Raw genomic sequence first — 16728 nt, forward strand, 5'->3', positions numbered from 1 at the left:
ATATTTAGGGGCCCCCTTGTTCGTTGAGCCTTGTATAAGTGAATCACATAAGTCATTATCGGGTGGAACGAATTCAATAAGAGGCTGGATTATTTACAAATTAGATTAAGTAGGAATCTTTGTACTTTGAAGGTATGAAGAGGAAAAAATTGTCAGAGTAGAGATAAATATGGATAAAGGTAGCATCAACCTCGATTCCTCTTCCTTCGTGGAAATTTTTTCGAAAATTAATGGTATCCTCCCTTTTAGAGTTTGTAAAATTTAAAGATGTTTCATCACTTTCTTAAAAAGAGAAGAATGTTTTTGTTCTCAAGTTGCATGATTAAAAATCAATTGCATTTAACAAAATAAAAGGAAAGTCTTTCATCTAAATCCAAGAAGTTTCTTCTCAATAAACCATAAACTCTTTATCATCTCTTAATTGAAATAATACTTTCCCTTGGTAATTCTGTTTTTACAAGTGGGGTGTTAGCTTCTATCCATTTTTTGTTTTAAATTTTATTTCAATAATTAGAAATTAGGGCGTGTGTTTTTTGAATTGGATATTATGAAGCTTTTTATAAAGTCCATGTTCTTTTGCGAGTAATTCTTTCTGAGTTCCTTGTTCAATCAGTTGTCCATTTTTGATAACCACAATTTTATGAGCACGAGCAATCGTTGAAAGGCGATGAGCAATAATGATCGTTGTACGCCCTTTAGTAAGATGATGAATGGCTTCATTAATTTGTGCTTCGGTGTGAGAATCGAGAGCGCTTGTTGCTTCATCAAGAATCAGAATTTCACTATCGTGAATCATTGCTCTAGCAATAGCGAGTCGTTGTTTTTGTCCCCCTGAAAGATTACAGCCATTATCGCCTATCTGTGTATCATAACCATTTGGCAAATTCATAATAAAGTCATGAGCATTTGCTGCTTTTGCTGCTGCGATAATTTCGTCATCACAAGCTCCTTCTTTTCCAAGCCCAATATTATATTTAACAGTCCCTTGAAAGAGAAAAGTATCTTGCCCTACATAGGCCATCAGGTTTCTCAGAGAACGAAATGTTGTGTAGCGGATGTCTTGATCATTAATCAATATGCATCCTTTTGTGGGGTCATAGAGGCGCATAATAAGATTTATAATGGTTGACTTTCCAGAACCGGATGGCCCCACCAATGCTGTAATTTTTCCTGCTTCTATTTCTAGATTGATGTCTTTTAATACCATTTTGTTATCAGTGTATGCAAAAGAAACATGCTCGAAACGAATAGCTCCTTGCGTTTTATTCAGATCTTTAGCTTCTTTATGTTCTATAACTGTAAGGGGACGATCGAGTATTTCAAACATCGTACGGATATTGATCAAGCCAGATTCAATTTTGACACGGACATTTGCTAGTCTTTTTGCGGGATCATACGCTAAAAGTAACGCAACAATAAAGGACATAAATTCACCTTGAACACCTGCGCGTTGGGTTGCAAGATACCCAGAAAAACAGATGATACCAGCAATGGCGACACCTGTGAGTGTTTCCATAATCGGATTGGTGATCGCTTCAAGTGTTGCAATATTGTTTGTTTGTTTTTCAACATCACAAATGGCCTTGTTCATTCTTTTTTTCATGACTTCTTCTAGTGAAAAAGCCTTGATGACTCGAATGCCAATAGCCGTTTCTTGTACGATTTTGATAATTTCACCAAGTGAAAGAAGTTCTTTTTCCATCAAGCTGCGAACGCGTTTTAAAGCCATTCGAACACCTAAAAAAGCCAGTGGCCCTACGATCAAAGTAATGGCGATTAACACAAAATTTTGAATGAACATGACAAGCAACAGACCACTAACGGAAAGTAAATCACGCACAAAAGTTGTGATAATAGTATCAATGATATTACGCACAGCTGTCGCATTATGGGTTACCCGAACAAGCAGATCAGATGATGTGTTATTATGATAAAAAGAGACACCTTGTTCCATAAGGCGCGCATAAATTTTGCGCTGTTGTTCAGCAATGATACTGTTTCCTGCTTTACTTAAAAAGTAAGTTTGGGCAAAAGTTGAAATTCCTTTAAGAATAAAGATAAAAGCAATGAAGCTAGAAATCAAAACGATCTTAGCAAAATTCTGCCCATCAACAATATGATTAACAACATCACGCATAATCCAGGCACTGGTTGCAGTTGAGCAGGAAATGATGATCATTGAGATAATAGCTGCACTGTACCAACGCGCATGTTTATGAAAGTTTTCCCGCAAAAGGCGGATAATAAGATGTTTATCAAAAGAGGAAAGTTGTTTTTTGCCCATGAAGTGCTTCTATATTTTCTTGCTGTTTTATGCAAGATTGAAGCGCTCTTAATTCAAAAGCTCCTGAATTTTTTTACAAAAAGAGCCTTCTTTTTTCAGTGCGCCATACTCTTGCATGCGACAGCGCTTCGTATAACGAAAATCGTTCATAAATGGTCTGTGTACCAGTATTTCACTTATATAAGATATAAGTCTGGTACCATCACTCTGTTGGCATTTCCATATTACAACTGTTCCTTGGAGGCTTGAAAAGGTTCATAAGAGGATTGCGATCCCTCCACTTATGACGCGTAAGCAAATATTTTTTTTGATTCCATATTGAGAAGATTTGAAATGAGAGAATCCTACGATATTTGCTTCTCTTATGTGAGGAGAAAAGATATAAATTATCATTATTAATTAATATGTTATTCTCTTCCATTTCATGGAAAATATCGCGCAAGGAATTTTTCATGCTTGAGTATTTAAAAATACATCATTTTCATCCTATAACGTTGCATATCCGCTTTATCCCATTACCTTCAGAAGATTAGATTAAAACCAATGAAATAAAAAAATTTTTAAAGACTTTGGGAGTGAACCAACAAAACGATTTATCTTTAAAAGAGATACTGCCTTAAGTTGCTGAGAGCTCTGACAATAGAGCGGATAATAAGGGGAAATTTGTAATAAGAAGATGCTATCTTATTTTGAAAAATAAGCACCGATTATCCACTGGCTTGTTGAATGCTGTTTGGTAAAGTATTGTTATTAAGCTCCCCATCTTTACGCTTAAGAAGAAACAAGCCAGCACTATCACACACTTTGCCAGCTCGTGGGTGTTGCGACAAAACCCTTGGCTCTCGAAACTCTTGATAAGAGGCGTTTTTACTCTTTATTTTTGTACAGTTTTTATTCACGCAGGCTTTTCCACTGGCGATGTGCAGGCAAGAGATTTTGATTGATTCAACACGGAACAGATCTAAAATAAAAGAATCCTACGATATTTAGGACTCTCATTTAACATATAACACAATGAATTGTCTTTATAAATCAGTACGTTTCCATTGCAAGTAACAGATTAAGATGGTAGTGCTAATGGGTATTATTATCTTTATGGTTATGAAAGTTCAAGTTAACACCATCATACCTTTACCCGTTTCCATATTGTTATAGCTTTTGGCATTTGAAATGGTTCACAAAAGATATTTCTACTTTTTTATATTTTATGCACTATCTCTGTTTGTGATGTGCAAGAAAATGATTTTTGCTGAATTCCACGAATAAGAGAGCTCAAAATGAGAAGATCTTACGATGTTCGCACCTACTCATTTAATATGCAAAATAACGAATTCTTCTTAATAAATAGAGAAAGCATTATTAAATTCTTAAAAGGATCTATACACATTTATAAAACCTTAAAAGCACCACAAAACTCTCTGTGGTGCCTCTAAACAATACCCATCTGCTCATTTTGATGAGTTGCACACAGACATTGTTCCAATGAAAAACTATTTAGGTGCTATCACCATCATTATTTGCCGCCCTTCAAGTTTTGGCTCTAATTCAATCTTGGCAATTTCACTTGTATCTTCTTTCACACGCTGAAGAAGCTTTAATCCAAGATCTTGGTGAGCCATCTCACGACCACGAAAACGCAAAGTAATCTTTACTTTATCACCATGATCAATAAAGCGATGAACAGCCCTAAGCTTGACTCCATAATCATGGACATCAACATTCGGGCGCATTTTAATCTCTTTGATTTCAATGACCTTTTGTTTTTTACGTGTTTCAGCAGCTTTTTTTTGAGTTTGATATTTTAACTTGCCCAAATCGATGATTTTACATACGGGTGGTTCCGCATTTGGTACAATTTCAACCAAATCAAGCCCAGCTTCTGCGGCCATAGCAAGAGCTTCTTTTATCGCAACAACTCCCTGATGTTGTCCTTCATCATTGATAAGCTGAACATGAGGCACCCGAATATCCTGATTTGAACGTGGCCCGTCTTTTTGGGTAGGTGTCATTTTAAACGGTTTACGAATGGTTTATGCTCCTTAATTTTGATTCAACTACAGTTAATTTAATATACAATTATGTACATAAAAACAACTATAATTCGTGTCTTTTTCATTATTTGATTTGTTACTTTTTAAGTGATTTAGAGTATAAAAGTCTTGCTCTTAATTTAAAGAAATTGTTTTATGGAGGAAAGAATCATGAATCAAAATATTTCTTGCCAGTTTTTTTCGTGTGAGGACACTGCTCTTGCAGTACGTCATCGCAAAGGACGCCACTCTCCAGGTTTGGTTTGGCTTCATGGTTATCAATCCGATATGTTGGGAAGTAAGGCGATGTTGGTTGATCAGCTTGCTCAAAAGAATGATTTGTCTTGTTTACGTTTTGATTACTCTGGCCATGGGGAATCTGAAGGAGATTTTTTTCAAGGAACAATTTCACGTTGGGTGAGCGAAAGTTTAGCAATTTTTGAAACCTATTGTGAGGGGCCGCAAATTTTGGTTGGTACCTCTATGGGGGGATGGATTGCTTTAAGGCTTGCTAAGTTGCTAGCGCAGAAAAATAAGAAGCTTGCTGGTATGATATTAATTGCCCCAGCTCCTGATTTCACACACACACTGGTGGAACCAGAATTAGGCCCAGAAGAATGGAAAATTTTGGAAGAAAAAGGCTATATTGAACGTCCGGCTATTGGGGATGAGGAGCCGATGCCCTTTACAAAAAAATTGATTGAAGATGGGCGCGAAAATTGTGTCATGAAAGGATGTATTGATGTTGGCTGTCCAATTCATATTCTACAAGGGATGGAAGATGATAAGATACCCTATCAGCATACATTGGCTTTACTTGATCATTTACCTCTTCATGACGTAACATTGACACTGGTTCGCGATGCTGATCATCGTTTTTCTCGTCCACAAGATTTAGATTGCCTAGAAACAGCCTTGAGATCTTTGATTAATCAGATTAATGCAAAATAAGGAGGCCTTATTGATGATGAAGATAAAAAATATATGAGCATTTCTGAACAGCATTTTATTTTTTCTGATCGCGCTATTCCTTTACGGGTGCGGGAAAATAAGCGTGCGTGCCGTCTTACCTTACGTATCGATGTCAGCAGTCAAGAGATTTATGTAACAACACCGCCAGCGATAAATCTCTGTACGGTTCAAAGTTTTATTGGAAAACATCGTGCTTGGATTGAGACACGTCTTGCTCGTATACAAATTTCTCATGAAAATGCCTATCTCAAAGAAGGGGCGACGATTCCTTTCTTGGGTGTTTCTCATACCATAAGACATGAGCAAGGACGTGGAGTAACAGAAATCATTACAGCAGATGTGGAGCAAGGGCCTAAAATTATTGTTTATGGTCAATTAGAATATCTCCCGAGACGCATTGCTGATGTTTTAAAAAAACAAGCAGCGCTCATTATAACACCTTTAGTGGCACATTATGCTCATCAGGTAGAGCGTAAAGTCAAATCCATTTGTTATAAAGATACAAAAAGTCGTTGGGGATCTTGTTCAATCGATAAGCGTCTTTCTTTTTCTTGGCGCCTTATTATGGCTCCAAAAGAAGTTGTTGAGTATGTTGTCGCCCATGAAGTTGCTCATCTTGTTGAAATGAATCACGGACCAAGATTTTGGGCTCTTTGTGAAAAACTATGTCCTGATAGTAAAACGTATCGTGCTTGGTTGAAAGAAAATGCTCATAGACTGCACGCCATTAATTTTGATTCATATAAATTAGAGGCGTAAAAAACTTTCAAATGAAAGCAAATATTTAACGGAACTTTTTGTTGGGTTTTTCGTTGTGTGTGTGCTTGCTCATGCATGATGAGGAAGCCATTGAAGCTCTCAGCACGATTGTCCTCCCCTGCTTGGTTTGCTGAGTGTCTTCAATGTTTTTGCTTTATCTTTTTTGTCATTCAGCGTAATAATCTTAAGTTTCGATGATTTATGACAAATGGGGAGTTTTTTTAATGCCTGTTCTTACAGATCCAATTCAGTTATTACAGGCACTTATTCGTTGTCCTTCTATTACACCTCATGAAGCAGGGGCTTTATCAACTTTGGAACAATTTGTGACAAAAATGGGATTTCATGTTGAACGCCCTATTTTTACGTTTAAAAATACAGATAATGTTGAAAATCTTTATGCAAAAATGGGAAGTGAAGGCCCCCATCTTATGTTTGCGGGTCATACGGATGTGGTACCACCAGGTACATTGGAAGATTGGACTTATCCACCTTTTGAAGCTGTTATAGATCAGGGGAAATTATATGGGCGGGGTGCTGTTGATATGAAAGGCGGTATCGCCTGTTTTATTGCGGCTCTAGCGCGAGTTCTTGAGAAACAAACGATTAAAGGAACGATAAGCCTTTTGATTACTGGTGATGAAGAGGGGCCTGCACTTAATGGTACGGTACAACTTCTTCAATGGGCAGAAAAAAAAGGCGAAAAATGGACTGCGGCTCTTGTAGGAGAACCAACAAGCGTAAAGGCTGTAGGTGATGTTATCAAAATTGGTCGCCGCGGATCGATTTCTGGGATCATTACCGTGAAAGGTCGTCAAGGTCATGTTGCTTTTCCAGAGCGGGCTGCCAATCCTTTGCCTTTGGCAAATAAGCTTATTCAAGCATTAACACAAACTGCTTTAGATCAAGGGACAGAAAATTTTCAACCCAGTAATTTAGAGCTAACAACCATCGATACCGGTAATTTGGCGGTCAATGTCATTCCAGCGCAGACAACGGTTCGTTTTAATATACGCTACAATGATCTTTGGACAAAAGAAACCTTGATGGGGGAAATTGAAAAACGTCTTGCTTTGGTGCAATCAAAAAACAATAGTGATCCATATCCCTTTTATCAGCTTGAATGGATTCCGAGTTTAGGGGATGTTTTTTTGACCAAAAATGATAAACTTATTCAAGTTTTATCCAATGCTATTAAAGGTGTAACAGGGACTGTACCAGAATGTTCCACGTCTGGTGGAACTTCAGATGCGCGATTTATTAAGGATTATTGCCCTGTGGTTGAATTTGGCTTACCAGGGCAAACGATGCATATGGTAGATGAGTGTGTTGCCCTTGATGCAGCGGAAATGCTTACGGTTATTTATGAGCGTTTTATTGTTGATTTTTTTGCATAAAGAAATAACTGTTTTGTCATAAAACCCTTTTTTTACCATAATATCATTTGAGGTGTTAATGCATTAAGTGGTTTTAGAGTGTGTGCTGAGTATAAGCTGGAGTTTTTGCTTGTAAAGCATTTCGTTTAGTGAATCACATGAGTGGAAAAAGCCAAGTAGAATCTACTTTAAGATGCAGAACTGTTTACAGACCGAATTGGGTTAAGAATGTTCGTTCTTTAAGGTGTAGAGAAGAAATTAATGCACAATTCATCTATGGAATGAATGTTATGTCACAATTGATGTAATGATAAGTTTAAGCCATAAAGGCACATAAAAATATGCCGATTTTTTAAAAAGTTTTTAAACGTAAATACGTTCATTTTCACTATATGTCTTAGATATGTTTCCACGCTCTTATAAATGGCACTTATGAAGTGGGTAATATAAAATCTACAGGGCATCACTCTCTTTATGCTTATGAAAAAGAAAGTTAGATCAACATATACTTTCTGGCTCAAAATATCGCGATAGCTCTAGGTGCTTGAAAATGCTCATAAAAAGCATTTTCAAGCCTTTTTATAGTTTGTATCCCACACTCCGCTATTTTCTAAAAAGGAAGAATTAATGGACGATAAACAGTTTTTAAAAAAATTTACGATATTTTTATTATAAAAATAATAATTATTATTAAAATCAATATGTTATTATAAATGATTTAGTTTGCAAGTTGGCTGATAATGTGATCAAGAACAATACGTCCTTTGGGTGTTGCTTTTAGGCGTTGGTTATCCACCATTTCTATCAATTCTTGGTGTTGTAAATCGATAAGTTTTTCCATTGGGATGCGTTTTTGGCTGAAGGTTTCATAGCGTGTAAGTTCTAAACCTTCGCAAAGGCGCAAGCCCATGAGGAGCATTTCATTTGCTTGTTGCTTAAGAGTTAATCGTTCTGTTTCGATACAGCCATGTCCTGTCTTTTCGACTAATTCAAGCCACTGTTCGGGATTCTTTTCGTTGATTGTGACAAAACGTTTATGGTTTTCAAGGTGTGATAAAGATGCTTTTGAAAAGGCAGAAGAATGATTCGGTATGTTCTCAATAAAACGGCCGTGTGCTCCTGGACCAAAGCCTGCATATTGCTGATAACGCCAATAAAGAAGGTTGTGTGCTGATTCGGCACCAGGCATGGCATGGTTTGAGATTTCATAGGCAGGAAGTCCATGAAGCGCTGTTATTTCTTGGGTAAGATGATATAGATCTGCTGCTAGCTCTGATGGGGGAAGGATAAGCCTTCCTGCATCATGCAGTCGTTTAAAGGCGGTTCCTTCTTCGATTGTCAATTGATAAAGGGAAAGATGATCTGCTGCTAAATCAATGGCTTGTATAAGTTCAGATCTCCATTGTTCAAGGGTTTGTTCGGGGCGAGCATAAATGAGATCAAAGGATAAGCGTGGAAAAATTTGCCGTGCTAAAGTAATGGCGCAAAGAGCTTGTTCTACATTATGGAGTCGGCCAAGTTTGCGCAATGCTTTATCATTGAGCGCTTGTACTCCTAGTGATAAGCGATTAACACCAGCAGCACGGTATCCGCGAAAGCGTTCTGCTTCCACACTGGATGGATTAGCTTCCAATGTGATTTCAACTTTATCATCAAGGATCCACTTTCTTGCAAGTGCTTGCAAGAGGGCATCAACAGTTTGTGGCTCCATAAGAGAGGGGGTTCCCCCACCAATAAAAATACTCGTAATACGACGTGGACCTATTTTATGGTATTGCGTTTCTATTTCGCGCTCAAAGGCGGTGACAAAACGTGGTTGATCAACACTATGGATGCGAACATGTGAATTAAAGTCACAATAGGGACATTTAGCGGCACAAAAGGGCCAATGAATGTAAATGCCAAAAGGTTCATTCATGAGAATGCCAAAAGGTTTTCTGCCAAAATTTTAAAAGCCCGTGCGCGATGTGAAAGAGGGGGAAGGTCATTGTGTTGCCAGCCGTGTTTTTGCTCTGTTGACATTTCTCCAAAGGTATTTTCATATCCATCTGGTAAAAAAATAGGATCAAAGCCAAAGCCTTTGTCTCCCTGTGGAGGCCAAATGAACGTTCCTTCAATGCATCCGCGGAAATAATCTGCATGAGTATCAGGCCATGCAATGCAAATGACGGATATAAAACGGCATTTCCGTTGGCTTTTTTCTCGTGCTCCTACTTTTTGGAGTTCATTTTCTATTTTTTGCATCGCTTTTGGAAAATCACGTGTACCATCGGCTTGAATTGCCCAGTCAGCTGTATAAACGCCTGGCGCACCATCTAATGCATCGACCTCTAAGCCTGAATCATCAGAGAGAGCAGGAAGACCTGTCTTTTTTGCTGCTGCAAAAGCTTTTATATAAGCATTTTCTTCAAATGTTGTTCCTGTTTCTTTGGGTTCTGGCAAGCCAAGCTCTTTTGCTGATTGTATTGTTAAACCAAAAGGTGCAACCAAAGTGGTGATTTCATGTAATTTTCCGGCGTTATGTGTAGCAATGACAAGTTTTTTATCTGTTATGCTTCTCATATAGATTTCTCCAAAAATGAAAGGGGAACTATTTTTGTGCTAAAAACCAGCTTAAATGTTCATATACACACATTCTGCTTGATTTTACATGATAGGGTTATTTTACATTTTTTATGATATTTTATTCAAATAAAATTTTTCATATTTTGTTAAGACAACGATTGAAAAGGCATGAGAGACGATCTTTTATGAAAACGTTCTTATGGTAAAGATCCAATTTTCTACTTCCTGTAATTTATAAACAATCAAGCTTCTTTTGGTAAGTTCCTAAAGAAGACCAATTCCGGAATATCCAATCACACACTCTAATAAAAAAACACCTCATGCATAATTTATATGCTTTATATCATTACTCTAAAAGATGGTGTTTTATAGCTCAATAGGATAATATATTTTTATACTACTTTAGATTATTTGACCAAGCCTTGGCAAAACTTATATAAGAGAAGAGTGTTTTTTAAGTAGTGAAACAATTGTAATGAAGCACAAACCTATTGATAATGAACTAAAATATCTTGATGAGCGTTCGCGTGATATTTTTCGCCATATTGTTGAAGCCTATCTTAATGATGGTGAACCTGTAGGGTCACGCAATCTTTCGCGACTTTTGCAACAGACATTATCACCTGCGACGATTCGCAATGTGATGAGTGATCTTGAACATCTCGGTTTAATTTATGCACCGCATGTTTCGGCAGGGCGAATGCCCACCCAATCGGGTTTACGCTTTTTTGTTGATGCATTTATGGAAGCGGGTGATTTGCCAAACGAAGAGCGAGAAAATATTGAAATGCAAGTCAAAGAGGCAGGTCATGCACAATCGGTTGAAGATTTTCTTGTTCAAGCAAGCCGAGTTCTTTCCGATCTCTCCCGTGGAGCAGGGCTTGTTCTCGCAACAAAACAAGAAGGAACATTGAAACATATTGAGTTTGTGCGCCTTGATAGGGAGCATGCTCTTGCTGTTTTAGTGACTCAACAAGGTGAGGTTGAGAATCGTATTGTTCATTTGCCAGAAGGGGTTACCCATGCACAATTGTCAGAAGCAACGAATTTTCTCAATGCTCATATTCAAGGGCGTACCTTGAGTGAAGCTAAAGGGGAAATTGCTTGCCTATGCGCAGAAACACGGGCTGCACTTGATGATTTATCACATCATCTTGTTGAAACGGGATTAGCTCTTTGGGGAGGAGAAGGTGCTGATCATAAAATACACCTTATTGTTCGTGGACGCAGTAATTTGCTTGAAGATGTGAAAGCGGAAGAAGATTTAGAACGGTTACGCCATTTGTTTGATGATCTTGAAACACGTGAGAGTATGGCACAGCTTCTCGATTTAACGGATGAAGGTTCAGGGGTCCGAATTTTTATTGGTTCAGAAAATAAATTATTTTCACTTTCTGGTTCTTCTTTAGTCGTAGCACCTTATCGTGATTCACAACAGAGAGTCATTGGTGCTTTAGGCGTTATTGGTCCTACACGGCTTAATTATGCAAGGATTGTGCCCATGGTTTATTATACAGCTCAACTTGTGTCACAGTTATTGCGTTAAAACGATGCAGGTAAGTATTTGGACTATAAAAGCTCATTGTATTAATATACATCAATACCCCTTGATTTTTGTCTGTAAAATTTCGATATCGAGAATAACAAATCTTATGAAGGAATAGAATTTTTATGTCTGATGAAAAAAACAAGTTTACTGACGCTTCATTTGAAAATTGTGATTTAAAAAATCCAGCTGATCGTAATACACTTAAACAAGCAGCGGATGAATTTTTAAAAACACATAAAACAGAAGCACACGGAGATGTTGAAGAAGAAAGTAATGAGGTTGATCCTTTAGCGTCTTTACAGGATGAAAACAAAGAGTTGAAAGATCAGCTTTTACGATTTGCTGCAGATATGGAAAATCTTCGACGTCGTACTGCACGCGATGTAGCAGATGCGAGGGCTTATTCCATTGCTAATTTTGCACGAGATATGTTATCTGTTTCTGACAATCTCAATCGTGCTTTGGAAGCGATTCCAGAAGGTGCACGGGAAAGTGATGCTGGTTTGAAATCCTTGGCAGAAGGTGTTGAAATGACTGAACGTGCCATGATGGCAGCATTAGAACGTCATGGGGTGCAGAAAATTCATCCAGAGGGGCAAAAATTTGATCCTCACTTTCATCAAGCGATGTTTGAAATTCCTAATACCGATGTTCCTGATAACACTGTTCAACAAGTTGTTCAGGCCGGTTATATTATCGGAGAAAGGGTTTTACGTCCAGCTATAGTGGGGGTAGCTAAAGGAGGGACAAAAGAGGCTTCTGTTGAAACTGATTCGGCTTAACATCAATAACAAGCCTCTAGCGTAAATGCGGCATTCTCTGCAGTATCATATATATGAGGTCTTTTCTCAAAGAACTTTAAAGGGTGTTACAAACACCCTTTTATTTTTGAAGTCGCCAATTTCCTTTGACAAGATACACAGCATCGCTTAAGGGAGATGGCGATGAAAATAAAACAAAGTGATCGACCTCAAAAGGAGGAAATGAAAAATTTCTTTGAAAGAACAGATAAGGAGCAAGGTCTTCAGGTGTAGTATCAAGCAGTCGCGCAATCGTAATATGTGGAGTAAATTCTCTTTTATCAGGCGTGAGACCTAAATGGCTACGAATAGATTGCATCTTTTCGTGTAAAAGATAGAGAGCTTCACAAGCTTTAATGCGAATAACAAGAGAGGGGGAAGTATTTTCTAAACCCAAAATATCAAAATCCTCTATTTGTAACATAAAAGGAGGAAGCTTTATTGTTTCAAAGGTGTACATAAGCACATCTGCTGTAGCTCTTTCAATTTCACTGAAAAAAGATAAAGTTACGTGAAAATTTTGCGGATTAATCCACTGCACATTTGGTAAGCCCTTTTGCAACGATACAATTTGTTGTGTTGTTTGTTGAGGAATCTGAAGGGCACTAAATAGACGACCCATAATATTATCTCCTTATAATGAAAAGATGCCACTCCAAGCGCAATGATAGATAATGAGAAAGAGGTGTGTATCAAAGAAGATAAGGCAATAGTATAGAAAAAGAATGTCTAAAAAATGCTTACCATAATTATGAATGTCCAAAGCTTATTTGTTTTAAGAAAATAGTTATGATATCAGTAAGAATAAAAATTGCGTTTTCATGATCTGTATCACAATGATGGGCAGTTTGAAATTTTTTTGTATTATGAAAGGCTACAAAATTGGCAGAAAATAAGGAAAGTTGATTGTTTTATGATTTGTAAAATTATCTTGATTTTTCTTTCGTGTAAAAGAAGATATATTCAGTACAAATCAAAATTCTCTTTTCTGTAAAGATGTAAAGCATACGATTAAGTTAGCTAACAGCCATAATACACAACGACTATTTAATTTGGCCAAATAATGTTAGGAAAGAAAGCAAAAAATTCTGCATAATACAATTATGACAAGCAATTACATTTATAATAATTGTGTCAATCTACAGCGGATATGAATCTCGGCATAAAAACGGAAAAAGCAATCAAAATTCGAGATAATGATAGAAAGTTTTACTTTCTAAGGATCATCATCCTTGTTGATGGTGAGAAAGTGCTAGTTTTCCTCTCCAAAATTGTTATTGATGAGATTTTCAAGAGCATTAAGAGCATCTGTTGCTTCTGGTCCCCAAACACGAATGGTAAGATTGCAACCGGATGAAGCTGCTAGCATCATAAGTCCCATAATTGATGATCCACCAACGATTTTTCCATCTTTTTCAACTTCAACAGTGGCATTAAAATTGTCAACAGTTTGTACAAATTTTGCAGAAGCCCTTGCATGCAACCCACGTTTATTACAGATGCTGAAATGACGGCTTATTTGAGAGGGGAGGGTATCTTTGGAAAGCATCAGTATTTTATCATCCGTTATAAAATCATACTTGGTACATTAATATATTTACGCCCTGCTTCTTGTGCTATTCTTAACGCGTCTGATAATGAAATATCAGGACATTTGCGAATAGAAATCAGTTTAATAAGCATGGGCAAATTAACCCCCGCAATCATTTCAACGCGTCCTTTTTCAATAGCAGGAATAGCTATATTTGATGGTGTTCCACCGAATACATCTGTTAATATGATGACGCCATTATCTGTATTTGTATCGGTTACTGCGGCTAGAATATCACCTCGGCGCTGATCTATATCGTCATCGGGATAAACGCATATTGTTGCAAACTTTTCTTGTGTTCCAACAACATGCTCCACGGCATGTAAAAATTCAACAGCCAGCTCACCGTGCGTTACAAGCACGAGTCCAATCATTTACGCAAACTCCTGTTAACTAAATAAGACCCGACCATATCGGTGGGAAATATATTTTACAAGGCTTTGTCTTACTGCCAAGAAAAATTTGCAAAAAAAAGGCAAAAAGTGTGATTTTTTTTGTCTTTAGAAAAAATTAGACAGTTTTGTGCCATATTTTTCTAAACAAAAATGCTTCAATAGCTTGACAAATGGCTGTACAATCGGCTTCGCGAAGAGAGGGAAGTTTTAAAAGAGGAATGTGCAAATCTTCAAATTGAAAAGTTTTATTTGTGGAAAAACGTTCATATTCAGGACCGAGAAAAACAACACAATCGATAATTGTATGCTTTTGAAATTCTATCATATAAAGACCAACGCCACGAATCTCAATACCGCCCTGTAAGTTGTCAGGCGTGTATCCATGAAGTTTTCCATTTTCTGCACGCAGCATTGTATAATCATCACTGATAAGTTTTGCTTCACGTTTTGACCATTCAGCGCGGTCGAGCAAAGCAAGAGTGAGGGTCGATTTCCCTGATCCCGATGGACCTATAATTAACAACCCCTTTCCACCCAGTTGAAGGCAATTGGCGTGGAGTGTTTCACATTTTGTTTTCATGTACCTTTACTTTGGATAAAAAATTTATTTAACGAGGGGAAGCATAATAATAAACCGTGCGCCAGTTTTACATTTTCCAAGTGCTGGATCAATAATATTTTCGGCTGTAATCGTCCCATTATGGGCCTCGATGATTTGCCGACTAATAGAAAGACCAAGTCCAGAGTTTTGTCCAAAAGCATCCTCGTTTGGTCGATCAGTATAGAAACGTTCAAAAATGCGTTCAATATTTTCTGAACGAATACCGGGGCCGTTGTCTTCAATGGTTAAAATAAGAGTTGAAGCATGACTTTTCATAGTAATGCAAATTTTGCCACGATTGCGGGGAATAAAGGAACGTGCATTTTCAAGAAGATTTGAAATCACTTGCCCTAACCGGAGCTCATGTCCTAATACAAGATAAGCTTTTCCATGAGGACGTGGAATAATATTAAGGCTTACATCGATGGTTTGCGCATTGCGGTATACTTCCTGAACGGCGTGAACAAGACTTTCCAAAAGCGGTGTCATATCAACGATTTCTGCAGTTTCTCGTGCAAGCTCTGCATCGAGCCGCGATGCATCAGAAATATCTGTAATCAACCGATCAAGACGGCGCACATCATGTTGAATAATTTCAAGCAGTTTTTCTTGTGCTTCTTCATTTTTAGCCAGAGGGAGGGTTTCAACAGCGCTGCGTAGAGAAGTGAGGGGATTTTTTAATTCGTGGCTTACATCAGCCGCAAAGCGTTCAATGGCTTCAATACGCATATAAAGGGCATTAGTCATGTCACGAATAGAGGCTGAGAGATGACCAATTTCATCTTCACGCATTGAAAAATCAGGAATTTCTACACGCTGATTATTGCCATTACGTACTCGGTTAGCAGAGGCAGATAATTTGCTTAATGGATGGGCAATCGTGTGGGCTAAAAAGAGAGAAAGAACCAAAAGTACGCTGCCTACAACGGCAAAGACTTTAAATATAACCAGTCTTTCGGCCTTTACAATATTATCAATATCGGAGCCGGTAGTTGAAAGAAGAAGGGCGCCAACCACTGCGCGATAGCGTTGAACAGGAACGGCAACAGAAACAATAAGTTGACCTTGTCTGTTGCGTCTTTTGGCGGTAGCAAGAGATCCGTTTAATGCTCGGTACACTTCTGGATAAGCAATACCACGGTTTTTTGTTTGTTCTCTATCAAGAGCAATACCTTTTCCATAGAATGTGTTTGAATACCATGAAGTAAGGCGATCCCACATGTTTTGTTCTGTTTTAAGTGGGGGTAAATCATAGCTAAAAACTTCTCCACTAGAATAAAGAACGCGCGAATCAAGAAGCAAAGTAGCATCACGATCATAGATACGTGCTCTTGTTGTTTTAGGTGTTATGAGTCGTCGTAAAAGAGGGGCAACTTGCTCAGGGTTAATGGGGAAATCCCAAGAGTCAGTTGATTGAGGGGCGGGTGTAACGCTTTCACCAGTCTGTAACTCTAAGAGTTTTTGGGGGTCAATAAGGATAGAATTTGTATCTACTGTTGCAGAAGCAGCAATAGCCCCAGCGATAATTTTTCCTTGGGTACATAAACTTTTAATTTTTGCTTCAATTAAGCCGTCGCGAAATTGATTAAGGTATAAAATGCCTGTAACCAGAACGGCAAGGGCAGCAATGTTTAATATAACAATGCGGCGTGTGAGACTGGAAAAAAGCAATTGTCTAAAGAGACGTTGTGTTCGAAGATGTAAACGAGCAAACATAAAAAATGGCGTTGAGGATATACCGTTAGGGGCTATTTTTTTTAGAGTTTCCAGTTGAGAATTGTCTGTCATCGATTTGATTGCCGTTCA

General features: G+C 37.8%; 15 protein-coding genes. 5 read left to right on the top strand and 10 right to left on the bottom strand.

Annotation, left to right across the window (positions count from 1 at the left end; translation table 11 throughout):
* Positions 1-517 precede the first annotated feature (517 nt).
* The 3 genes from HWX04_RS00970 to infC all read right to left on the bottom strand — a co-directional run bounded on the left by HWX04_RS00970 (position 518) and on the right by infC (position 4293).
* Entirely contained in the window at positions 518-2284 is a 1767-nt protein-coding gene (locus HWX04_RS00970; RefSeq protein ID WP_175868379.1) for an ABC transporter ATP-binding protein, read from the bottom strand.
* Positions 2285-2991: 707 nt separating this feature from the next.
* Positions 2992-3183, bottom strand: a complete 192-nt coding sequence (locus HWX04_RS00975; RefSeq protein WP_175868341.1) for a hypothetical protein — start codon at positions 3181-3183, stop codon at positions 2992-2994.
* 591 nt (positions 3184-3774) lie between these two features.
* Complete coding sequence (gene infC, locus HWX04_RS00980; protein WP_175868380.1) at positions 3775-4293, bottom strand: translation initiation factor IF-3; 519 nt, start codon at positions 4291-4293, stop codon at positions 3775-3777.
* Positions 4294-4485: 192 nt separating this feature from the next.
* Here infC and HWX04_RS00985 point away from each other — a divergent pair, with 192 nt between their 5' ends.
* The 3 genes from HWX04_RS00985 (at position 4486) to dapE (ending at position 7442) form a co-directional block, all read left to right on the top strand.
* On the top strand, positions 4486-5265 hold the full coding sequence (locus HWX04_RS00985) for an alpha/beta hydrolase (protein WP_175868381.1): 780 nt from the start codon (positions 4486-4488) through the stop codon (positions 5263-5265).
* 33 nt (positions 5266-5298) lie between these two features.
* Positions 5299-6045, top strand: coding sequence for a M48 family metallopeptidase (locus tag HWX04_RS00990; protein ID WP_175868382.1), 747 nt, complete (start codon positions 5299-5301; stop codon positions 6043-6045).
* Between the two features lie 224 nt (positions 6046-6269).
* Entirely contained in the window at positions 6270-7442 is a 1173-nt protein-coding gene (gene dapE, locus HWX04_RS00995; protein ID WP_175868383.1) for a succinyl-diaminopimelate desuccinylase, read from the top strand.
* 697 nt (positions 7443-8139) lie between these two features.
* Here dapE and hemW read toward each other — a convergent pair.
* Together hemW and rdgB are read right to left on the bottom strand one after the other, a co-directional pair.
* Entirely contained in the window at positions 8140-9339 is a 1200-nt protein-coding gene (gene hemW / locus HWX04_RS01000) for a radical SAM family heme chaperone HemW (RefSeq protein ID WP_175868384.1), read from the bottom strand.
* Positions 9336-9983 carry an RdgB/HAM1 family non-canonical purine NTP pyrophosphatase gene (rdgB, locus tag HWX04_RS01005; protein WP_175868385.1) on the bottom strand — a complete coding sequence of 216 codons (648 nt, stop codon included), beginning with the start codon at positions 9981-9983 and terminating at the stop codon, positions 9336-9338. Before rdgB ends, hemW begins: the two co-directional genes overlap by 4 nt.
* A gap of 478 nt (positions 9984-10461) precedes the next feature.
* Between rdgB and hrcA the strand changes: the two genes are divergently transcribed.
* Entirely contained in the window at positions 10462-11532 is a 1071-nt protein-coding gene (gene hrcA / locus HWX04_RS01010; RefSeq protein WP_175868386.1) for a heat-inducible transcriptional repressor HrcA, read from the top strand.
* A 125-nt stretch (positions 11533-11657) separates the two neighbouring features.
* Entirely contained in the window at positions 11658-12317 is a 660-nt protein-coding gene (gene grpE, locus HWX04_RS01015) for a nucleotide exchange factor GrpE (protein ID WP_175868387.1), read from the top strand.
* Between the two features lie 100 nt (positions 12318-12417).
* On the opposite strand, the gene thpR is transcribed toward grpE, so the two are convergent.
* The 5 genes from thpR to HWX04_RS01040 form a co-directional block, all read right to left on the bottom strand.
* Positions 12418-12957 (bottom strand): RNA 2',3'-cyclic phosphodiesterase, encoded by a 540-nt coding sequence (gene thpR / locus HWX04_RS01020; protein WP_175868388.1) that lies wholly within the window; start codon positions 12955-12957, stop codon positions 12418-12420.
* Positions 12958-13587: 630 nt separating this feature from the next.
* Entirely contained in the window at positions 13588-13884 is a 297-nt protein-coding gene (locus HWX04_RS01025) for an HPr family phosphocarrier protein (protein ID WP_175868389.1), read from the bottom strand.
* A gap of 17 nt (positions 13885-13901) precedes the next feature.
* Positions 13902-14300: a PTS sugar transporter subunit IIA gene (locus tag HWX04_RS01030; RefSeq protein WP_175868390.1), complete on the bottom strand. Its 399-nt coding sequence runs from the start codon at positions 14298-14300 to the stop codon at positions 13902-13904.
* Positions 14301-14436: 136 nt separating this feature from the next.
* Positions 14437-14901, bottom strand: a complete 465-nt coding sequence (locus HWX04_RS01035; protein WP_175868391.1) for an HPr kinase/phosphatase C-terminal domain-containing protein — start codon at positions 14899-14901, stop codon at positions 14437-14439.
* A gap of 24 nt (positions 14902-14925) precedes the next feature.
* Positions 14926-16710, bottom strand: coding sequence for a sensor histidine kinase (locus HWX04_RS01040; RefSeq protein ID WP_175868392.1), 1785 nt, complete (start codon positions 16708-16710; stop codon positions 14926-14928).
* Positions 16711-16728 lie beyond the last annotated feature (18 nt).

Source organism: Bartonella gabonensis (assembly GCF_903679515.1).
Lineage (GTDB): Bacteria > Pseudomonadota > Alphaproteobacteria > Rhizobiales > Rhizobiaceae > Bartonella > Bartonella gabonensis.

Excerpts from the sequence above, each read along its gene's own strand:
- HWX04_RS00970 (WP_175868379.1), bottom strand. The coding sequence starts at position 2,284 with ATGGGCAAAAAACAACTTTCCTCTTTTGATAAACATCTTATTATCCGC.
- infC (WP_175868380.1), bottom strand. The coding sequence starts at position 4,293 with ATGACACCTACCCAAAAAGACGGGCCACGTTCAAATCAGGATATTCGG.
- HWX04_RS00985 (WP_175868381.1), top strand. The coding sequence starts at position 4,486 with ATGAATCAAAATATTTCTTGCCAGTTTTTTTCGTGTGAGGACACTGCT.
- HWX04_RS00990 (WP_175868382.1), top strand. The coding sequence starts at position 5,299 with ATGAGCATTTCTGAACAGCATTTTATTTTTTCTGATCGCGCTATTCCT.
- dapE (WP_175868383.1), top strand. The coding sequence starts at position 6,270 with ATGCCTGTTCTTACAGATCCAATTCAGTTATTACAGGCACTTATTCGT.
- hemW (WP_175868384.1), bottom strand. The coding sequence starts at position 9,339 with ATGAATGAACCTTTTGGCATTTACATTCATTGGCCCTTTTGTGCCGCT.
- rdgB (WP_175868385.1), bottom strand. The coding sequence starts at position 9,983 with ATGAGAAGCATAACAGATAAAAAACTTGTCATTGCTACACATAACGCC.
- hrcA (WP_175868386.1), top strand. The coding sequence starts at position 10,462 with ATGAAGCACAAACCTATTGATAATGAACTAAAATATCTTGATGAGCGT.
- grpE (WP_175868387.1), top strand. The coding sequence starts at position 11,658 with ATGTCTGATGAAAAAAACAAGTTTACTGACGCTTCATTTGAAAATTGT.
- thpR (WP_175868388.1), bottom strand. The coding sequence starts at position 12,957 with ATGGGTCGTCTATTTAGTGCCCTTCAGATTCCTCAACAAACAACACAA.
- HWX04_RS01025 (WP_175868389.1), bottom strand. The coding sequence starts at position 13,884 with ATGCTTTCCAAAGATACCCTCCCCTCTCAAATAAGCCGTCATTTCAGC.
- HWX04_RS01030 (WP_175868390.1), bottom strand. The coding sequence starts at position 14,300 with ATGATTGGACTCGTGCTTGTAACGCACGGTGAGCTGGCTGTTGAATTT.
- HWX04_RS01035 (WP_175868391.1), bottom strand. The coding sequence starts at position 14,901 with ATGAAAACAAAATGTGAAACACTCCACGCCAATTGCCTTCAACTGGGT.
- HWX04_RS01040 (WP_175868392.1), bottom strand. The coding sequence starts at position 16,710 with ATGACAGACAATTCTCAACTGGAAACTCTAAAAAAAATAGCCCCTAAC.